The sequence below is a fragment of the Sphingopyxis sp. sgz302558 genome, from assembly GCF_057220455.1.
The window spans coordinates 1-18,946 of record NZ_JBXPUZ010000008.1; the positions used below are offsets into that span (position 1 = coordinate 1).

Here is an 18,946-nt window from a genome sequence, read left to right on the forward strand (position 1 = left end):
CGCTGCCTCAGCTTCGCCGCTTTGGCTGCGCTCGCTATGTTCGGAGCCGCGCCTGCCCTTGGGCAGGACGCTGCCGACCCGGCAGCGCCGCGCACCGTCGACATTGCCGCGAACGTTGCTGAGGCTTCGCTGCGTTTCGGCATCCCGGAGCAATGGATCTATGTGGTCATGCGGGCCGAGAGCGATGGCCGGATCGGCGCGGTATCGTCGGCCGGAGCGATGGGGCTGATGCAGCTCATGCCCGGAACCTGGGCGCGCCAGCGCGCCCGTCTCCGTCTCGGCAGCGACCCGTTCGACCCGCGCGACAACATCTTGGCTGGGACCAGCTATCTTCGCGAAATGTATGACAGTTACGGCGCCTATGGCATGCTCGCCGCGTATAATGCAGGCCCTGGGCGCTATCAGGAGTGGCGCGATCGCGGCCGCCCGCTTCCTGCAGAAACCCGCACCTATGTCGCAAAAATCGCACCGATGCTGCAATCGGACAGCACGGCCACTGTCGTCGCCAGCATGTCGCCTGTGCAACAAGTGCGCATTGCGTGGACGCAGAGCGGGCTGTTCGCGGCGCGAACTTCCGCAACTAAGGCAGCGCCCAGCGCAGACATCGGCGAAGAAACAGCGGCTGCGCCACCTGCTTCGCTGCGTCCGCACGGCGGCTTGTTCATCCCCGTCTCGGGGAACCGCGACCAGTGACTGCCCCCCTCCCTATCTGGCGCGTCATGGCGTGGACTAGCGCAAAATTGTGCGGAAGCAGGGTTGCAGGAACGGATGGGTCAGGAGGATGGCAAGATGAAAGCGGAGCCCGCCGCCGGGGTGTNCCTCCCTATCTGGCGCGTCATGGCGTGGACTAGCGCAAAATTGTGCGGAAGCAGGGTTGCAGGAACGGATGGGTCAGGAGGATGGCAAGATGAAAGCGGAGCCCGCCGCCGGGGTGTGGGGCCGCAGAATCGCGGGATTTTGACAGCCAGCCGCCCTGCCCCATGGCTGGCTCCAGTCTCGATAACTGCCGCAATTCCGCCGTTCGATGAGCCAGCCGCTGTATCGCATCGCTTGACCTCATGAGTGATGACGATCTGGAAATCAGGCCCGGGCGCATTCGAGATCGCAGTTCCGGCCAAAGCAAAGCGCGCACACTCAAAGCCCAACTGCGGGCACTTGCCAACCGGTCAGGCCGCGGCGGCCGGGCGGGTGGTTCCGCATCGCGGCGTAGCACAGGTCGCCTTGCCCGAGGCCGCATCGCAAGCCTGCAGGCAAGCTCCCGCGCAAGTCAGCGACGTGTGATCGTCAAGGCGAGGATCGTGCGGCATCGCGGGGCTCGCTTCACTGCCGCGCCGCTGGCACAGCACCTGACCTATCTCAAACGCGATGGCGTGACCCGCGACGGGAAGGATGCGGCGCTGTTCGGTAGCGGCGACGAGACCGTCGACGGCGGAGCCTTCGCCGAGCGCTGCGCCGATGACCGCCACCATTTCCGCTTCATTGTTTCGCCCGAAGACACGGCTGAACTGGCCGATGTGCGGAGCTTTACCCGAAACCTGCTGACCCAGATGGAAAAGGATCTTGGCACAGGTCTCGACTGGGTCGCCGTTGACCATTGGAACACCGACAATCCCCACATCCACATTCTGGTACGCGGCAAGGCCGACGATGGCCGCGACCTAGTTATCGACCGCAGCTACATCAGCGAGGGCATGCGGGCTCGCGCCGCGCAGCTGGTGACCATGGAACTGGGCGCACGGACCCAGCAGGACATTGATCGAAGCTTGGCCCGCGAGGTGCAGGTCGATCGCTGGACCGGTCTTGATCGCCAGCTGCAAACGCTTGGTGACGGCCTCGGCGGCGTAGTCGACCTGCGCCCCGATCCGCAGCGGATCGCCAACCCGGCCAACCAGCATCTCATCGGCCGCGCCACAAAACTCGAACGCATGGGACTGGCAGAGAAGATTGCTCCTGGCTGCTGGCGGATAAAGCCAGCACTCGAGCCGACCTTGCGGGAGCTTGGCACCAGAGGTGATATCATCAAGACGATGCACCGCGCCATGACCGGGCACGGCCTTGCCGCGGAAGCGGGTCGATTTGCCCTTCATAATGAAAGGGCAAGCGAGCCTGTCATCGGGCGACTGGTCGAGCGTGGCCTGCACAATGAATTGACAGGTCAGGCCTATGCCGTCGTCGATGGCGTGGATGGCCGGGTCCATCATTGCAAATTCTCCGACATCGACATGACGGGTGATGCCGCACCGGGGGCAATCGTCGAGCTCCGCGTCTGGACTGACCGGCGCGGTCACGAGCAATCCTCGCTGCTGACCCATTCTGATCTCGATCTTGCCACTCAGGAGCGCAGCCGCGGAGCCACTTGGCTCGACAAGCAATTGATCGCTTCAGACCCGTTGGCGCTCAGTTCGGGGTTCGGCAGCGAAGTCGAGGCAGCGAAAACGCGCCGACTCGAATATCTGGAAGGCGAGGGCTTGGCTCAGCGCCGCAGTGACCGCTTCGCCCTGTCCCGCAATCTGCTTGGCACTTTGCGCGAGCGCGACCTTGCCGACGCCGGTGCCGCACTTTCGCGTGAGCACGACCTGCCCCACCGCCAAAGCCGATCATCCGGTGAGGTGTCTGGCGTTTATCGCCAGCGCATCCAACTCGCGTCGGGCCGGTTTGCGATGATCGATGATGGCCTTGGGTTTTCGCTTGTCCCCTGGTCAAAGCAACTCGATCGGCATCTTGGGCAATATGTGAGCGGCCAGCCTCGGCCTGGTGGTGGCATCGAATGGACACTGGGCCGAAGCCGTTCGATCGAGATATGACGGGGGCGACCGTCATTATCCCCAATCTTGACAATCGCACCATGTGATGCGTATATTCGCGTCAGGAGAAACGGCCATGGCAAGCACAGCACTCACCCATCAAGCGGCCCCGGCAGCAGCAGGCCTGCAGACCTTCTCGGGCGACGGCGACCGCAAGCGACTGACCGGCGCGGCCGTCAAGGCCGTGTTGCGGCTCGTCGATGCCTGGGGTGGCAGCAATGCCGAAGGCGCCGCGCTGCTTGGCGTGTCCGAGAGCACGTGGGACCGGATCAAGGCTGGCAAATGGGACGGCACCCTGAGCCAGGACCAGCTGACCCGCGCCTCGGCGCTAATCGGCGTGTTCAAGGGACTGCATCTGCTGTTCGCAGACGGAATGGCCGACCGCTGGCCGCGTCTGCCCAACCGGGCGCCAGTGTTCGGCGCAAAGTCGCCGGTCGAGGCGATGATCGAAGGAGGCATCCCTCGTATGCTTGAGACCCGGCAGTATATCGACGCGCTGCGTGGCGGGCTCTGAACCGCAGTTTGCGCTACCGCTGGTGCGTGAGGCCTTCCCGCGCACCATCAGGCTGGTCGCGAGCGCGCGGCTGCGCGAAGCCGTGCTCGCACCGTTGGCCGACGATCCCGACGAGTTGGCGCTGCTCGCCGAGATCGAAGGCGCGACCAGCGGGCGTTTGGTTGCCGAGGAGCGCGGGCTCGGTGCGCTCAGCCCCGAAGAACTGGTTCACGGCGTCCCCCATGCCCGTTTCATCAACGCCAGCTTCGCCTATGCCAAACCGCGTGAGCCGATGCGCTTTAGCCCTGCAGACCGAGGTGCCTGGTATGCGGCGCTGGCGGTTGAAACCTGTATTGCCGAAGTCGGGCACCACCTGACCAAGGCACTCGCTGACGCAGGTGACTTCAACGCGGTCGTTGAATATGGCGAAATGCTCGCGAGCATGGCAGGCGTGTTCGTCGACCTGCGCGACGCCGCGGATCATCCCGCGCTCGATTCCGACCCCGCGACCGGTTATGCCGCTGGCAATATCCTTGCCGCACAGGCACGCGTCGAGGGCCACAACGGCATCATCTACCCCTCGGTCCGCCACGCAGGCGGAACCTGCATCGCTGCGCTCTGGCCGAATGTCGTGCAATCGGTGGTGCAAGGCGCGATGGTTCGGCTGACCTGGTCGGGTACGCCCGATTATACTTGGGAGGCGATCTAACGATCTGCGCCAACGTTCCCGTTTTTACGCCAAGGCCTGCACACCCCAACTCCCCGCTTGCCAACTTCTCCAAAGCTCACCGACCTACGCGTGAACGAAGCGGAGTTGCGCCATGTCGGCTGCCAAAATCCTGTGGGGTCAAATCCTCGCGGTGTTGATCATCATTGTTGCGAGCGTCTGGTCCGCAACCCAATGGACAGCCTCGGTGCTTGGCTTCCAGCCAGAGCTCGGCGTGCCTTGGTTCCACTTGTTCGGCCACCCAGTCTACCGCCCCTATGACCTGTTCTGGTGGTGGTTCTCGTTCGACGCCTACGCTCCAAAGATTTTCGATACCGGGGGGATGATCGCCACCTCGGGCGGGTTCGTCGCAATCGTCGTTGCCATCGCTATGTCCGTCTGGCGCGGCCGCGAGAACCGCAACGCCAACACCTATGGCACTGCCCGGTGGGCGACCCGCGATGACATCCGCAAAGCCGGATTATTGGCCGACACCGGGGTTGTGCTCGGACAGTTCCAGAACAACTATCTTCGACACGACGGGGCTGAACATGTCCTGTGTTTTGCTCCGACACGCTCTGGCAAAGGCGTCGGCCTGGTGATCCCGACCCTGCTGACCTGGCCGGGCTCGGCGATTGTCCACGACATCAAGGGCGAGAACTGGGATGTCACTGCCGGTTTTCGCAGCACGTTCAGCCGCACCCTGCGTTTCGATCCCACCAGTCTTGAATCGTCCGCTTACAACCCGCTGCTCGAAGTGCGCCGCGGCCTCAACGAGGTGCGCGATGTGCAGAACATCGCCGATATTCTGGTCGACCCCGAAGGCAGTCTCGAGAAGCGCAATCACTGGGAAAAGACCAGCCACGCGCTGCTGGTCGGCGCAATCCTTCACGTGCTTTACGCCGGCGCCGACAAATCTCTCGCTGGGGTTGCGGCTTTCCTCTCCAATCCCGACGAGACCATTGAGAACACGCTCTATGCGATGATGGACACCCCGCATCTGGGCGAAGCGGGCCCACACCCGGTCGTTGCCAGCGCTGCGCGCGAACTGCTCAACAAGTCTGACAACGAGAGATCGGGCGTGCTGTCGACCGCAATGTCCTTTCTGGGCCTCTATCGCGATCCGGTTATCGCCAAGGTCACAAGTCGCTCGGATTGGCGCATTGCCGATATCGTCAGCGGCCGACCGACCTCGCTCTATCTGGTCGTGCCGCCGTCCGACATCAGCCGCACCAAGCCGCTGATCCGCCTGATCCTCAATCAGATCGGCCGCCGCCTCACCGAAGAATTCGATCCTGCTACCAAGCGTCAGCGCGTGCTGCTCATGCTTGATGAGTTCCCTGCCCTGGGCCGGCTCGATTTCTTCGAGAGCGCCCTCGCCTTCATGGCGGGCTACGGCCTCAAAGCCTTCCTGATCGCCCAGTCCCTGAACCAGATCGAGCGCGCCTACGGGCAGAACAACGCCATCCTCGACAATTGCCATGTTCGCGTTGCCTTTGCGACCAACGATGAACGGACAGCCAAGCGGGTCTCCGAAGCGCTGGGCACAACCACTGAGCAGCGCTCGATGAAGAATTATGCCGGGCACCGGCTGTCACCCTGGCTTGGCCACCTGATGATCTCGCGCTCTGAAACCGCCCGCGCACTCCTCACGCCCGGTGAGATTCTGCAACTGCCGCAGACCGACGAGGTTGTGCTCCTGTCAGGGGCGCCGCCGATCAAGGCCAAGAAGGCACGCTACTATGCCGACCGGAGGCTGCAATCTCGAGTGTTACCCGTGCCCGAGAGGTGCAGCCAACATGCAGAGGCGCGCGCCACTGATGACTGGAGCGCCCAGCCCCCGATCGAACCAGACCCCAAATCATCCGAAGACGGCGGTCGCAGGATCGATCCTGCCAATGGCGGCTTGCGGCGCGAGCCTGACCTGCCTCAGCATGTCGAAGTGGTTGCGCGGCCCAAGTCTGCTGCTGCGGAATTCAATTTTGCAGAAGCTGACAGCGCAGACGCTGACCAATCCGCCGCTACCAGCGAGCGCCTCCGGCGCACGATGGAGCGCAGCGCGCGTCAGGCCTCGCTCGACCTCGGCGACGGGATCGAACTATGAAGCTGAAGCGCACGTTTCGGCTGCCACCCGATGTGATCGACCAGCTTGCTGTATTCGCAATGCGCAGGCGCGTCGGTCAGCCCGATGTGGTGGAGGCAGCTCTCAGGTCATTCATGTCACCAGACAATCCTGAGCAGCTCGAAGCAGCGCTCAGCCGCCGCCTCGACCGCATCGACCGGCGGCTTGGACAGCTCGATCAGCAAACCGAGATCACCACCGAGGCGTTGGCATTGTTCGTGCGGTTCTGGCTAACTGCCAATCCGCCCCTGCCAGACAGTGGCCTTGCCGCAGCGCAAGCGCAGGGCAAAGAGCGGTATCAGGGGTTTGTCGAGGCACTCGCGCGAAGGTTGGAGGGCCGTGCCCGATTGGGCGATTTTCGACCGTAGAGTGCAGGATCAATTGCCAATATGGTTGCTTTTCAGTCTCCCGCTAAACTGTCCCAAAAGGCTGCCCTACATTCTAGCACCGGCTAGCGTCGGCTTGCTGCTGCTTGTCCGAAAGGGATCGCTCACCGGACACTTTTGAGGGAGCAGAGGTCAGACCCCCCTGCCCTCCGCAATTACGGCTTGCCTGCTTTCTCATTAAGGTGGTACGTGTTATTTTCTCATAGAGGGGCCTCATCCGTTACAAATGACCAACACTCTCATCGGATATGCCCGCTGCTCGACCGACAAGCAGGACCTCACCGCCCAGCGGCGCGCGCTGATCGAGCTCGGCGTGCCCGAAGACCGCATCTACACCGACCACGGCCTGACCGGTCGCAACCGCGATCGACCCGGCCTCGCCCAGGCACTCGCCGCGGTCCGCGCCGGCGAGACGCTGGTGGTGCCGAAGCTTGATCGCCTCGCCCGTTCGGTGCCCGACGCCCGCGCGATCGCCGATAAACTGGAGAAGCGCGGTGTGAGCCTCGCGCTGGGAAAGCAGGTCTACGACCCCAACGACCCGATGGGCCGGATGTTCTTCAACATCCTCGCCACCTTCGCCGAATTCGAGAGCGACCTCATCCGCCTGCGCACCCGCGAGGGCATGAAGATCGCCCGCGACAAGGGCAAGCTTCGCGGCAAGCCGCCGAAGCTGTCCGACCACCAGCAGCGCGAACTCCTCAAGATGCACGCCACCGGAGAATACTCGATCGGCGACCTCGGCAAGCTGTTTAAGGTCTCGCGGCCGACCGTGTATCGGACGATCCGGCGGGGCGAAGCGGCTTCATAGCAGTTGAATGATCGTGTTCAGACGGTCGGGCTAACCGACGAGATCGATCATCGCCATAATGGCTTCTCTTGCCAATCTTCCGGGAAACCCATCGCAGCGAGGTCGCCGGTCGGATGGGTCAGGATGTGCGCCATTCCAATTGAACGACTCCATCGATCCACGCCACCTCGAGCGAGCGCTGATTTCGTCGCTACGCGCCCGAGCCGAAGAGGGCGGATACCTGTTTACCGATCAGGATTTGAGGCGAACCATTCAGCGAGCGGTGATGCGCGAACCGGACGCTCTCATGTCTGCAATCAAGATGGAGCAAGGCAAGCGGGCAAAACTGGATGCCTCCATCCCAATCCCTGAGACGATCTTCGATTACCCGGACTTACCCGAAGCGCGGAAGGGTTCGCATGGAGTGTTCCCGAGCAAGATGAACAGGCCTGAGCGCGCCTTTGCTGAGATGCTCGACGCCGACACATCAGGCACGGTGCTGTGGTGGCTTCGAAATCCTGAGAACGAAATCTAGGCTACGCGGATGATACTACAGACCGGAACCCGGTTTTTCCGGGACTTCGTCGTTGGCATCAAGGGTCGGACGACCCGTGACGGTATCGCTTTGGTGGAGATTAAGGATGATGGCGAGGATGGCCGCCTGCACAGCGACAGAAACCGCCTAAAGGTTCAGGTGCAGCATCGCGAATACCGCAATGTTTTTTTGGCGTGCGAGACCGAGCGGGGACTAGTTCAATTGGGCTTCAATGAAGCCCTCAATCTCATTCAGCCTTTGCGGCCCTTTGAGATTGGCCGAATGGTATTTTTGCACAACTGACCTCAAGATCACCGTCCTTTTGGCCACGTCTCCGACGTAGGGCCCCGCTACACTGCCTTTCTAGCGGAATGGTTGAGGGCGTTACGAATCAAGTGGATTTTAGCTCAAATACCGTTGCACGTTCACCGCATGTTCCATACGCTTATGGCATGTCTGACCCCGATCTCATCACCATCCTCCACCTCAGCGATTTTCACTACGCCAATCGCAAGGCGAGGGAGCAGGGAATTGTCGTAGACGCGCTGATAGAAGACTTGAAAAAGCTCTGCATCGGGCATCGCAAGCCAGACCTAATCCTTTTCACCGGGGATCTCGTCCAGGCTGCGGGCGAGGACCCCCATGATGAGGCCTACGACTTTTTTATCTCACGAGTGTCCAAAGCCACGGGCACGAGCGACGACCGCATTTTCCTTACCCCTGGAAACCACGATCTTTCTCGGAAGGTCACAGAAGCCGCAGTCGAAACGCACCAGGCTTGGCGGAGTGACTTGGGTCAAAGCGATGAAATGGCCCGCCTCAATCGTCGTTTCGATGTTGACGAGTATGATGACCTCACCAAGGAGAAATTTGCAGCTTTCAATGACCTTGAGGCCTATCTGCGAGGCGATGACGTCAAGCACTGCCGCAAGGTCGATAACGCGTTCGTACGCGTTGATCGGGTTGACTCGCTCAACATCGATATCGTCACCTTCAACACAGCCGTCTTGTCCACTGGCGGCAGCAACAAGTTCGAGCGTGATGAACGCAATCTGGCGGTGCCGGAGTATGCGATAATCGAAGCGGTGAAGGCATTGACGCCGCATTCGCTTCGCATTTTCACAACGCACCATCCCTTGTCTTCGCTCAGCGAAGCCACGTCACGCTATCTCGAGAATCAGATAGCGCAGCATGCACACTATCACCTCTTCGGTCACATGCATGACCCCAAGCCAAGGAACGTGTCGGGCCTGCGTGGGGAGGTTTTTACCGATCAGGCAGGGGCAATCTTCACCACCCGGACTGAATACTACAACGGCTACTCTCTTATCACCATTGATAGGGCGACCGGTCACACTGAGCTGCTCTTCCGTTCCTACTACAAGGATCGTAACGAGTTCGACGAGGGCACGGACATCCAGGAGGGCGGCAAGTGGTATAAGGACAACGAGGCCCGTCAGCATTTCCGCAAGATCGCCGCGCCGGTTGATCTCGAAAAATTCCGGGCACACCTATGCGGCGATTTCAAAGCACGGCTGGACGAGGACGATGCAGCTCCTGGCGGTGATGCGGAACTGCATCAGCGGTTCATCGAGCCGCCGATGATGAAGACCTCGATCATCGAAGCCAAAACCACCGATGCTCCGGCGGAAGTCGAGATGCCGGTCTCGTTTCAGGATCTCGTGACCAGCGTCCGGAATGCTATCGTCTATGCTCGGCCCGAATATGGTCGCACCAGTCTTTTGCGCGAGTTGCGCCACCACATGGTTCGCAGTGTCGACAACATCGATTTTCCGCGCCTGCCCGTCATCATCGATTTTACGCAGATCGCTCAAAACGTGAATAAGGTGCTTGGTCTGGTTCGGGGTGCGGCCGCCCCCCTTCCCGACGGCCATGATGCTGAGAGCCTTCTCAAGCTGGGCCACATCTGCGTAATGATTGATGACGTCCATTTCGACGACAAGAAGCGCATGGGGCTTCTTCGGGAATTCGTAAGGACCTACCCCAAAGCCCGGTATGTATTCACGAGCAACTGGGACGCGGTCTACAGAATGGGCGCCAAGATCAACCCGGAGATGCCTGTGCGCTTCGATTTCATCGAGCTGCAGGAACTCAAGCGCCGGAACATGCGCCAGTTGATCAAGAAATTTGAACACTGCGACGATGTGGAAGGCTGGCTCGACCGCTTGCAGGATCAATTCCGTGAAATCAACCTGCCTTTCACGGCGGCAAACGGGACGATCCTCCTGGAGATTTTCGGGTCAAACGGGAAGTTTGCCCCGGTCAACCGGGCGGTTCTGATGGAGCAGTTCGTCGAAACGACACTCGAGAAAGCCGCCGAAAATCAGAGCTACCGCGCTACCTTCGACTTCAACAACAAGGCTAATCTGCTGTCCTATGTCGCGGCCTGGATGGCGCGCGAGAACCAGTATGTGCCGACCCGCGACGATGCGCGAGGCGCAATGAAGAAATGCCTCGACGAGATGGGTCTGGATGCCCCTCCGCTTGATGAGCTCATGGACGAATTCCTGTGCGCGAAGATCTTCGAGCGGCGTTCCGATAACCGCGTGGCATTTCGTTACCGCGGCGTGATGGAGTATTTCATCGCCTACCGGATGACCGTTGATCCAGACTTCAAGGACTGGGTCATGCACGAGGATCGTTACCTCACCTTCGTCAACGAGCTGCTCTACTATGCGGGCAAGACGAGGAACGACCCCGCCCTGATCGATCTGGTCCGAGACCGTCACCTTGAGATCTTCGAAAAGGCGACAAAGCATCTTCAGCCGATTGATCTGGGCTTTTTCGATAATTTTGCTCTCCCCAAGGACGATAAGGGTGAGAGTATGGAGGATGCTGCGGCCCGGATCGTGCAGCCACCCCTCACTCAGGAAGAAAAAGATGAAGAGTTTGATCTGGACATCATAGCCGATGAGGAGAACCGGCAGGAGGTTTACCGTCCCAAGATCACCGAGATCCATGAGGCGCTGACGTTCTCGCTCATGCTTTACTCGGGCCTTGTCCGAAATTTCGAGCACATGGCAGATGCGAAGAAGCGGGAGCACCTTGGGCACATCTGGCGCAGCTGGGCGACGATCATGCTCGACAACATCCGGTTCGCTCCTCGTTTGGCCGCCGAACGCAAGATACGTGTGAACGGCATCCTCTATGAGCTTCAGGCTCCCAAAGGGATGAGCGATGCAGCACTGCTCAAGCAAATGCTGCTTTCCCTACCACACGCGACAATCCGTCTGATTGCCACCACTATGGGCACGGAAAAGCTGCGTAAGCAATTGATCGAGCCCGATCTCGAAGAGGGTTTGGAGCCGAAGATCATCAAGATGTTTCGGGTCGGGCTGATTACGGAGTTGCGACTCGAGGAAACCCCCAGCGCGGTGAACGATTTGGTCGGCTCGCTGCGGGACAACATGTATCTGTTGTGGTCTTTGGTAGTTCACCTGGGGAATCTGCGACGCCATGACCGCATTCGCGAAGATCACCACAAGGCTCTGATCGCCCCTACAGCATCGGCAATCGCTGAGCTTGGCGGCGGATCAAGGCAGGATCGCGACAATCAACGAACCAAGCAGATCGCGCGCTTGGAACGTGAGCAGTTGTTGCTGAAGATGAAGCGCGACAAACCATAGGCCTTCTGCCCCAAGCAATTCGTAGACGCTCGCTCGCCGAAATCCTCCAACCCGAAGCACCAAGAAGTGATCAAGGGAAAGCGCCAAAGCTCCGGCGGCTTTGGTGCACCATATCGCGCAGTCGCTCGGGTTGGAGAACCTCGACTGCGGCGCCCCAGGCATAGAGATGCCAGCACATCTCGAGCAGTCCGGACGCCTTGAACCGTACCAGCAGAGAACCGTCCGGCTCATCCTCGACAGTTTGGGTCGGGTGAAAAACAAAGCGGCGGGCATGTGCCACCGCCTCCGGCGAAAAGCGCCAGACGACATCGCCATACTCAGCCGCATTCTCGAAAGAGCCGAAGCCCTTTTCGGCATGACAGCGGATATCGAAACCGTGATCGAACTCGAAGGATTCCTCCAGCACCTCGGCCGCCTCGATTTCCTCAACGCGGAAGTGTTGCAGCGGTGCGGATGGCGGCTTTGCGACGTCTCTCGCGACAAGGTAGCGGCGAACACCCAGCAAGAGACCGTGGGGCGCGACGATGCGCTCGATCGGCTTGGCTTGGCCACGCTTTCGATAAGGAAAGCGGAGCAGAAATGGCCCCTTCAGCGCTTCATAGATCGCCATATCGACGTCTCGATTGGCAACCGGTTTTGGCCCGGGACGAGCCGCGTGGCCCAGAGCCTCGAGCAGGGCTTCCTCATCGACTGCAAGGCGGGTGCCCTTCTCCGGCGGGACAAGTGCCCTCACCTTACGGTCGAGGCTTTTCGCAAGGGCTGCTTCGTGCAGCATACCGGCCTGTTCGAGTTGCGCGATCCCGTTTGATAGTGCGGCCAGCTCTTCTGGCGAAGGTGACAGGAGCGCTGCGACATGGCGAGAGGGCATCCGCCAACGCTTTTTCCGATCATCCCCCTCAGAGGTTTCCGTCTGCGGAAATGCCGCCTCAAGCGCCTCGGTCATTCTCTGCGCGGTGCGATAGACACAGCCGAATTCTTCCATGATCTCGTCGAGCGACACGCCGCTGCGGCGCGTCGCCATCATCGCGAGTTTCAACAGCTCCTGCGCTTTGGCAAATGACATCGAGAATCTCCATGACAGGTTTTGTCATGCTGAACGGGCATAGCTTATGGTAAGGAGCTATGCATGCGATTTATCGAAGGAAATTTCCGCTTCTCGGCCTCGGACCTGATGCGCTTCAAGGGGTGTCGCCATGCGACGTTTCTTGATCTGCGACTGATTGAGCAAGGGGACATCAGTCCCAAGGACGACAGCGCTGAAGCAATGCTCCTGCAACAGCAGGGCGATAAACATGAACTGGCCTTTCTGGAACAGCTTCGTGCAGAAGGTCGGACGATCACCGAGGTCCCCAAGAATGGGCTGTCCCTCGAACAATCAGTCGCGCTGACCCACGCAGCCATGGCGCAGGGCGCCGATATAATCTTCCAGGGGGCGCTGCTTGATGGTGCGTGGGGCGGCTACACCGACTTTCTGGAGCGGGTTGATCGACCCTCCGCGCTAGGCTCCTGGTCTTATGAAGTTGTCGATACCAAGCTGAAGCGCAAGCCAGACCCCAAGCATGTGCTGCAGCTGTGTCTTTACAGCGATCTCCTCGCGAAGGTGCAGGGGCTGGCGCCGAAGGAGGCGCATCTTCAGCTTGGCGACGGCAGCCGATACACGGTTCGTCTGGCCGATGTCTCTGCCTATGCACGGCATGCGCGCTCGATGCTTGAAGGGTTTGTCGCCGAACGCACTGCGACCCGCGCCGAGCCCAACGCCGCCTGTGGCCTTTGCCGGTGGAGCGATCATTGCAATGCTCAGTGGGAGCAGGACGACAGCCTGGCCCTTGTCGCAGGCATAACCCGCATCCAGCGCCAGAAACTCGAGGCAGCCGGGGTTACCACCATGGCGGCGCTTGCCGAGAGGGCTGAACGTGTCCCGAAAATGGCCGCCGAAACGCAGCGCAAGCTGGTGACGCAAGCCAGACTCCAGACGGCCCGGCGCGCGGGCGCAGGCCCGTCCTTCGAGTTGCGCGAACCGGAGCCGGGCAAGGGCTTCGGTCTTTTGCCTGAACCGGCGGACGGCGACGTGTTTTACGACATCGAAGGCGACCCATACTTTCCCGGAGGCCTCGAATATCTCCATGGCGTCTGGTTCATGGATGACGGCGAATGGCAATTCCGAGCCTTTTGGGCGCATGATCGCGAGGAAGAAGGGCGGGCGATGCGCGACCTTCTCGCCTTCCTAGTCGAACGCATGCGGCAATACCCGAAGGCCCATATCTATCACTATGCCAACTACGAGATCGCAGCGCTTCGGCGCCTGACCGCGGCGCATCGCACGGGCGAGGCAGCGATGGATCAGTTGCAGCGCGAGCGCAGGTTCGTCGACCTGTTCAAGGTCGTCGGTGGCGGCATTATCGCGTCCGAGAAGGGCTATTCGATCAAGGATCTCGAGGCCTTCTACATGGAAAAGCGCGCCGCAGACGTCGCGACGGCGGGGGCAAGCGTCGTTTTCTATGAACAATGGCGGCAGACCGGGGAGCAGCGGCTCCTCGATGAGATCCATGATTATAACCGGACAGATTGTATCTCGACGCAGCTGCTGCGGGACTGGTTGGTCCGAGATGTGCGGCCGGCGGGCATGCCATGGCCGACCTTGGCAGAAGCACCGGCCGGCGGCACGCTTTCAAACGTCGAGGCGGAGGATTCTGAACTGGAGGCCCTTCGCCAGCGCCTCGAGCCCGTGCGTGTGCGGCTTGGCGATCAGGTCGCCACCTTGCTGCTTGACCTGAGCCAGTTCCACAAGCGGGAAGACAAGCCTGCCTATTGGGCCATCTTCGACCGGCTCGCCCAGGAAAGCGAGGAACTGCTCGACGACCTGGACTGTCTCCAGGGGCTTGAGGCGATAGATGCCCCGGTTCAGGTGACCACCAGATCCTCGGAACGGACGTACCGCTTTCCGGAGCAGGAGACCAAGCTTCGGACGGGCAAAGCCCCCTGCATCAAGCCCGCTGCTATGCCGGAAGACGTGCAGCTTCAATCGATCAATCATGACGAGCGCACGCTGGTTCTGCGCCGCTCGCACGCGAAGGGTCCCCTCCCCGACAGGCTCGATCTACTCCCGCCCAAGCCAATCCGGAACGATGTACTTCGCAACTCACTGATGGCCGTCATCGAAGAGATGATCGCCAACACGGGACGCGTTCCGGCCCTTGAGCATCTTCTCACCCGGGCCTTTCCCGTGTTTAGCAATGGGCCGAGGCCGGACGGGATCGTCCGAGAATATGATGACCTTCCAGATGCTACGAGCTGCGCGATCGCAGCCATGGACAGGACGACCCTCGGCATCCAGGGCCCACCCGGGACGGGAAAGACCTATGTCAGCGGCCTGTCGATTGCCGACCTCGTGCAGTCGGGAAAGCGTGTCGCTGTCGCCTCAAACAGTCACAAGGCAATCGGGAATCTTCTCAAAGCGGTCGCGGAAAGGGCGGAAGACCAAGCGCTCACCTGTTCGATCGTACAGAAGGTCTCCGATGCCGAGGATGCTGACGACCATCCTGCGATCGTTGCCGTCACCGACAACGATGCGCCCGAGATCAGGTCCGCGCACGTCGTCGGTTCCACCGCCTGGCATTTCGCGCGCTATGACGCGCCTGCATTCGACTACCTCTTCGTCGATGAGGCCGGACAAGTCTCCCTGGCCAACATTCTCGCGATGGGCCGCTGCGCGCATAACATCGTCCTCGTCGGCGACCCGATGCAGCTTCCGCAGCCGCTTCAGGGAAGCCATCCCGGCGAGAGCGGGCTCTCCTGTCTCGATTACCTCATCAATGGTCACCGCGTCATTCCGCGTGAGCGCGGCATCTTCCTTCCTGAAAGCCGCCGCATGCATCCCGGGATCTGCCGGTTCATTTCGGAAGCCGTCTATGAAGGACGGCTCGAGAGTGATGAAGCTGCAGCGGCACAGACCCTTGTCTCCCCAAAGGGCACAAGCCTTCTGGGCGCACGCCTCGAACCAATTCAACACACCGGACGATCGCAGGTCTCACCCGAGGAAATCGCAGCCATTCGCGGGCAAATCGAGGCGATGGTGGGTTCGGTATACCGGGACCGGAAAGGCAAGCAACGCGTGGTCACCCACGACGATATTCTTGTCGTCGCCCCCTACAATGCGCAGGTCAACGCCCTCAGAGTGGCATTGCCACCTGACATCCGCGTCGGCACGGTCGACAAGTTCCAGGGTCAAGAGGCGCCAATCTGCCTCGTATCGATGACGACGTCCAGCGGCGAGGAGATGCCACGCGACCTCGCCTTCCTCTTCTCGCTTAACCGGATCAATGTCGCGGTCTCCCGCGCGCAGGCGGCAGCCATCGTCATGGCGAGCCCCCTGCTCCTCGAGACACCGTGCCGGACCGTCGAAGACATGGCCTTGGTGAATGTCCTGTGCCTTCTCAATGAACTTGGACATGACAGGTTTTGACGTGTTGGCCTGCGATACTCCTCTCATCGGAAGAAGGAGCATCGCAAATGGCTTACTGGGACCTTGGAATGAAGCACATCGTCGACGTTGACGGGCAGCTGCTCGCGATCGACGCCGATGTGATCGACACCACGCGCCTTCTGGAAAAGGCGAACCGGCCGACGGACAGTCACCTCGCCATGGTTCGGGCCGGCGAGCGCATCCTGCTCCAGCCCCGGCAGTTGATCCGGCTTCCTGCCGATCAAGTTCTCTTCTTTGAAACGCACGAGAATTCAGTGCACTATGGCGAGCATCGTCTCGCGGCATAGGGCGACGCGAAGGTGTCGGCAGTTATTGAGGAGGTGGTGTGATGCAGACTGACAGTGCTTCAGGGAAGAACATCATCATCTTCTCGGATGGGACCGGGCAGTATGGCGGCGTGCTGCCTGACCAGCGACTCTCCAACATCTACAAGATGTACCGTGCCATGCGCCCCGGCACCCAGACCGGCTTCGATCCTGCCGATCAGGTGGCCTATTATGATCCCGGTCTGGGGTCAGGGGAACTCGGAGGCAGGGTTCGGAACATCCTTGCCGCCGCGTTTGGCACCGGCATCAGCGAGAACATCATCGATTGCTATGAGGCCATCCTGCGTCACTACGAAGATGGCGACCGGATCTTCCTGTTTGGCTTCAGCCGAGGGGCCTACACCGCTCGGTGCGTTGCCAACGTGATGAACCTGTGCGGGATTCCGCGTCATGGCAAAGACGGAAAGCCGCTTCCGACAGGTGGCGTCGCCCTGCGCAAAATCGCCGAAGAAGCGGTATACCACGTCTATGAGCATGGCTCTGGCCGGGATCGCGGAAGGTATGAACCGGAGCGCGAGGAGCTAGCACGGCGCTTCAGGTTGAAATACGGTAGCGAAGGCCGGGGTGCCAATGGCGAGTCCCAGGGCAATGTCGCCCCGACATTTATCGGCGTGTTCGACACGGTCGCAGCTCTCGGCACGGTGATCGTCAAGCGGGTGCTCTTCGTTCTGGCGGTCCTCAGCGGCTTTTTGGGACTTGCCGCTTGGACGAGCGATCTGGGCCTGCCGTGGCAAATCCTCGCATCAATCCCCGCGACATTCTTCGCAGGAAGCTGGGTCTGGTCGGCAAAGAAGCAGTTCAAGTTCATTGAGAACCCGCCGCAGGGGGGAAAGATGAGCTGGCACTTCGCTGCCTGGAACCTCAAGCATTACGATCGCTTCCTCGACAGCAGCGTCGGCTACGCCAGGCACGCGCTCTCGATCGACGAAAACCGAGAGCGCTTCCCTCGGGTAGGCTGGGGGAACAGCGGCGATAATGCCGAGCAGGATCGGGGGCCCCTCAAGTGGCTGAAGCAGGAATGGTTCGCAGGCAATCACTCCGACATCGGCGGGAGCTATCCGGAAGACGAATCCCGCCTCTCCGACATCGCCTTGCGGTGGATGGTCGATGAGCTGAAATCGATCCCGACCCCTCCACTGATCGATGAGCGCTTCGTGCAGACCTTCCCCGATCCGCTCGGCATCCAGCATGACGAGGTCAGGGCCAGCCTGGAGCTCTGGCCACGCTTCTGGCCGAAATGGGCGCGGTTCGGTTGGTCTGCAGAGTCGAGGCAGATCAAGCCCGATGCTGCCCTGCATGAGAGCGTCCTTGTCCGCTTCGCCGCAGCGTCAGTGCCTCAATATGACCAGCGGGCTCCCTATCGGCCGGAAAACCTTCGGGGGCATGGCGGCGCGGCGGGCTACTACCCAGCATCCGATTGAAGCCATGTGAAAATTTGAGAGACTTTCCCCACCACTCCGCGCAACGTCATGCCGGGATATCGAAGGGACCAGAGCGATGAAATTGCTGCTAGCGAGCTTGGGATTAGCACTGGCCCTTTCTGCGGCGCCCGTTTTGGCGCAGCGGTTCGTATGTCGCGGGACGACGAATTCGCCATATCCGCAATTCGTCTCGACCTACCATGATCACCAGCGCGTCGCTCCGGCCGCAAGCGAGCTGTCGGATCAGTTCACCGCCTTTTCGGCTGTGTTCGACGATGCTGACGACGACGACGGCGACGGACAGCCCGATCTGCGCCTCAATCCCGAATACGTTGTGTATGAGCTGCGAGGCCTCGCTCCAGGGCGTAACGGCAATTTCGACGAACCACCCGTCTCAATTGACCGCCCGAACAAGTGGTATGCCTCCCCCGGGCTGGTACCGCTTGTCGAGGCGAAACAGGGTGTCACCAATCGCCGTCTCGACGACAGCTACAGCGGGGCTGGGACAGTGTGGAACCGCGGACATCTCGCGATGAGCGACCATGCCCAGCGCATCAGCCCCGAGGCAGGCTGCAACACCCATGTCTTCTGGAATGCCTCTCCGCAGGCAGCAGACCTAAACCAGGGGCCTTGGCTGCATCTCGAGAACTACTCCGCCGCCGCCTCGAACAAGTATCGCAGCATCTGGGTGATCGCCGGACCGATCTTCGATCCTGCCACACCAAAGCTCACAATCGGCGACCCAGGTGAGCTGAAGGTCGAGATTCCAGATGCATTCTTCAAGATCCTCATCCACGAAAGCCCATCGGGCATCGACACGCTGGCCTTTGTCTTCGAGCAGCCGAATGCGCTTGGTGCTGACGGAAAACCTGTGCCGACACAGACATGGGTCAATTGCAACAGGGCGAGCCAGGCCGGCCATGTCTACGATCACCGGCCCAACCTTGTTACGATCAGGGAAATCGAGCGAAGAACCGGGCTCCGGTTCTTCCCGGGCCATCCTGATCGGGAAGCTCTTCTGGGCAAGCGCCCACGTAAGCTTTGGCCGATCGAAACCCGTTTCTGGGATAGCAGCACGCCATGTGGCGGGCAGAGGAGCCACCCGTGATGGGCGCAAAGGCTTTAGCGATGGCAAGTCGTCTGCCGTACTCGGCCGGTTGGCCCGGACGCCCGACGTGTAGCTATTTCGTGGCAGATGACATGCCCCGCCAAATGAAGCTTCGCAAATGATTGACT

Annotated in this window: 15 protein-coding genes; 14 read left to right on the plus strand and 1 reads right to left on the minus strand. The window is 60.7% G+C overall.

Annotation, left to right across the window (positions count from 1 at the left end):
- The 10 genes from AC2TC0_RS15280 to AC2TC0_RS15325 all read left to right on the plus strand — a co-directional run.
- Positions 1-693, plus strand: a 693-nt coding sequence (locus tag AC2TC0_RS15280) for a lytic transglycosylase domain-containing protein (protein WP_484718346.1), incomplete at its 5' end; no start/stop codon positions are given.
- Between the two features lie 365 nt (positions 694-1,058).
- Positions 1,059-2,804 carry a relaxase/mobilization nuclease domain-containing protein gene (locus tag AC2TC0_RS15285; protein ID WP_484717434.1) on the plus strand — a complete coding sequence of 582 codons (1,746 nt, stop codon included), beginning with the start codon at positions 1,059-1,061 and terminating at the stop codon, positions 2,802-2,804.
- A gap of 76 nt (positions 2,805-2,880) precedes the next feature.
- On the plus strand, positions 2,881-3,318 hold the full coding sequence (locus AC2TC0_RS15290; RefSeq protein WP_484717435.1) for an antitoxin Xre-like helix-turn-helix domain-containing protein: 438 nt from the start codon (positions 2,881-2,883) through the stop codon (positions 3,316-3,318).
- Entirely contained in the window at positions 3,305-4,006 is a 702-nt protein-coding gene (locus AC2TC0_RS15295) for an RES family NAD+ phosphorylase (RefSeq protein WP_484717436.1), read from the plus strand. Before AC2TC0_RS15290 ends, AC2TC0_RS15295 begins: the two co-directional genes overlap by 14 nt.
- A 112-nt stretch (positions 4,007-4,118) precedes the next feature.
- Positions 4,119-6,107, plus strand: coding sequence for a conjugal transfer protein TraG (locus tag AC2TC0_RS15300; RefSeq protein WP_484717437.1), 1,989 nt, complete (start codon positions 4,119-4,121; stop codon positions 6,105-6,107).
- A complete protein-coding gene (locus tag AC2TC0_RS15305; RefSeq protein ID WP_484717438.1) occupies positions 6,104-6,493 on the plus strand; it encodes a CopG family transcriptional regulator in 390 nt (129 codons plus the stop codon). Before AC2TC0_RS15300 ends, AC2TC0_RS15305 begins: the two co-directional genes overlap by 4 nt.
- A 244-nt stretch (positions 6,494-6,737) precedes the next feature.
- The gene (locus AC2TC0_RS15310) at positions 6,738-7,319 is read left to right on the plus strand and encodes a recombinase family protein (protein ID WP_484717439.1); all 582 of its coding nucleotides are present in this window, start codon (positions 6,738-6,740) and stop codon (positions 7,317-7,319) included.
- A gap of 139 nt (positions 7,320-7,458) precedes the next feature.
- Positions 7,459-7,833, plus strand: coding sequence for a hypothetical protein (locus tag AC2TC0_RS15315; protein WP_484717440.1), 375 nt, complete (start codon positions 7,459-7,461; stop codon positions 7,831-7,833).
- Between the two features lie 9 nt (positions 7,834-7,842).
- Complete coding sequence (locus AC2TC0_RS15320; RefSeq protein WP_484717441.1) at positions 7,843-8,136, plus strand: hypothetical protein; 294 nt, start codon at positions 7,843-7,845, stop codon at positions 8,134-8,136.
- A 149-nt stretch (positions 8,137-8,285) separates the two neighbouring features.
- Positions 8,286-11,480, plus strand: coding sequence for a metallophosphoesterase (locus AC2TC0_RS15325; protein ID WP_484717442.1), 3,195 nt, complete (start codon positions 8,286-8,288; stop codon positions 11,478-11,480).
- A gap of 70 nt (positions 11,481-11,550) precedes the next feature.
- Here the strand turns inward: AC2TC0_RS15325 and AC2TC0_RS15330 are convergent, their stop codons facing one another.
- The gene (locus AC2TC0_RS15330; protein WP_484717443.1) at positions 11,551-12,543 is read right to left on the minus strand and encodes a helix-turn-helix transcriptional regulator; all 993 of its coding nucleotides are present in this window, start codon (positions 12,541-12,543) and stop codon (positions 11,551-11,553) included.
- Positions 12,544-12,606: 63 nt separating this feature from the next.
- Here AC2TC0_RS15330 and AC2TC0_RS15335 point away from each other — a divergent pair, with 63 nt between their 5' ends.
- The 4 genes from AC2TC0_RS15335 (at position 12,607) to AC2TC0_RS15350 (ending at position 18,818) form a co-directional block, all read left to right on the plus strand.
- Complete coding sequence (locus tag AC2TC0_RS15335; protein ID WP_484717444.1) at positions 12,607-15,942, plus strand: TM0106 family RecB-like putative nuclease; 3,336 nt, start codon at positions 12,607-12,609, stop codon at positions 15,940-15,942.
- A gap of 47 nt (positions 15,943-15,989) precedes the next feature.
- A complete protein-coding gene (locus tag AC2TC0_RS15340) occupies positions 15,990-16,250 on the plus strand; it encodes a hypothetical protein (RefSeq protein ID WP_484717445.1) in 261 nt (86 codons plus the stop codon).
- A 41-nt stretch (positions 16,251-16,291) separates the two neighbouring features.
- Positions 16,292-17,710, plus strand: a complete 1,419-nt coding sequence (locus AC2TC0_RS15345) for a DUF2235 domain-containing protein (protein ID WP_484717446.1) — start codon at positions 16,292-16,294, stop codon at positions 17,708-17,710.
- 76 nt (positions 17,711-17,786) lie between these two features.
- Positions 17,787-18,818 carry a DNA/RNA non-specific endonuclease gene (locus AC2TC0_RS15350; protein WP_484717447.1) on the plus strand — a complete coding sequence of 344 codons (1,032 nt, stop codon included), beginning with the start codon at positions 17,787-17,789 and terminating at the stop codon, positions 18,816-18,818.
- The last annotated feature ends 128 nt before the right edge of the window (positions 18,819-18,946 follow it).

Excerpts from the sequence above, each read along its gene's own strand:
- AC2TC0_RS15325 (WP_484717442.1), top strand. The coding sequence starts at position 8,286 with ATGTCTGACCCCGATCTCATCACCATCCTCCACCTCAGCGATTTTCAC.
- AC2TC0_RS15320 (WP_484717441.1), top strand. The coding sequence starts at position 7,843 with ATGATACTACAGACCGGAACCCGGTTTTTCCGGGACTTCGTCGTTGGC.
- AC2TC0_RS15330 (WP_484717443.1), bottom strand. The coding sequence starts at position 12,543 with ATGTCATTTGCCAAAGCGCAGGAGCTGTTGAAACTCGCGATGATGGCG.
- AC2TC0_RS15300 (WP_484717437.1), top strand. The coding sequence starts at position 4,119 with ATGTCGGCTGCCAAAATCCTGTGGGGTCAAATCCTCGCGGTGTTGATC.
- AC2TC0_RS15335 (WP_484717444.1), top strand. The coding sequence starts at position 12,607 with ATGCGATTTATCGAAGGAAATTTCCGCTTCTCGGCCTCGGACCTGATG.
- AC2TC0_RS15285 (WP_484717434.1), top strand. The coding sequence starts at position 1,059 with ATGAGTGATGACGATCTGGAAATCAGGCCCGGGCGCATTCGAGATCGC.
- AC2TC0_RS15350 (WP_484717447.1), top strand. The coding sequence starts at position 17,787 with ATGAAATTGCTGCTAGCGAGCTTGGGATTAGCACTGGCCCTTTCTGCG.
- AC2TC0_RS15310 (WP_484717439.1), top strand. The coding sequence starts at position 6,738 with ATGACCAACACTCTCATCGGATATGCCCGCTGCTCGACCGACAAGCAG.
- AC2TC0_RS15290 (WP_484717435.1), top strand. The coding sequence starts at position 2,881 with ATGGCAAGCACAGCACTCACCCATCAAGCGGCCCCGGCAGCAGCAGGC.
- AC2TC0_RS15345 (WP_484717446.1), top strand. The coding sequence starts at position 16,292 with ATGCAGACTGACAGTGCTTCAGGGAAGAACATCATCATCTTCTCGGAT.
- AC2TC0_RS15340 (WP_484717445.1), top strand. The coding sequence starts at position 15,990 with ATGGCTTACTGGGACCTTGGAATGAAGCACATCGTCGACGTTGACGGG.
- AC2TC0_RS15305 (WP_484717438.1), top strand. The coding sequence starts at position 6,104 with ATGAAGCTGAAGCGCACGTTTCGGCTGCCACCCGATGTGATCGACCAG.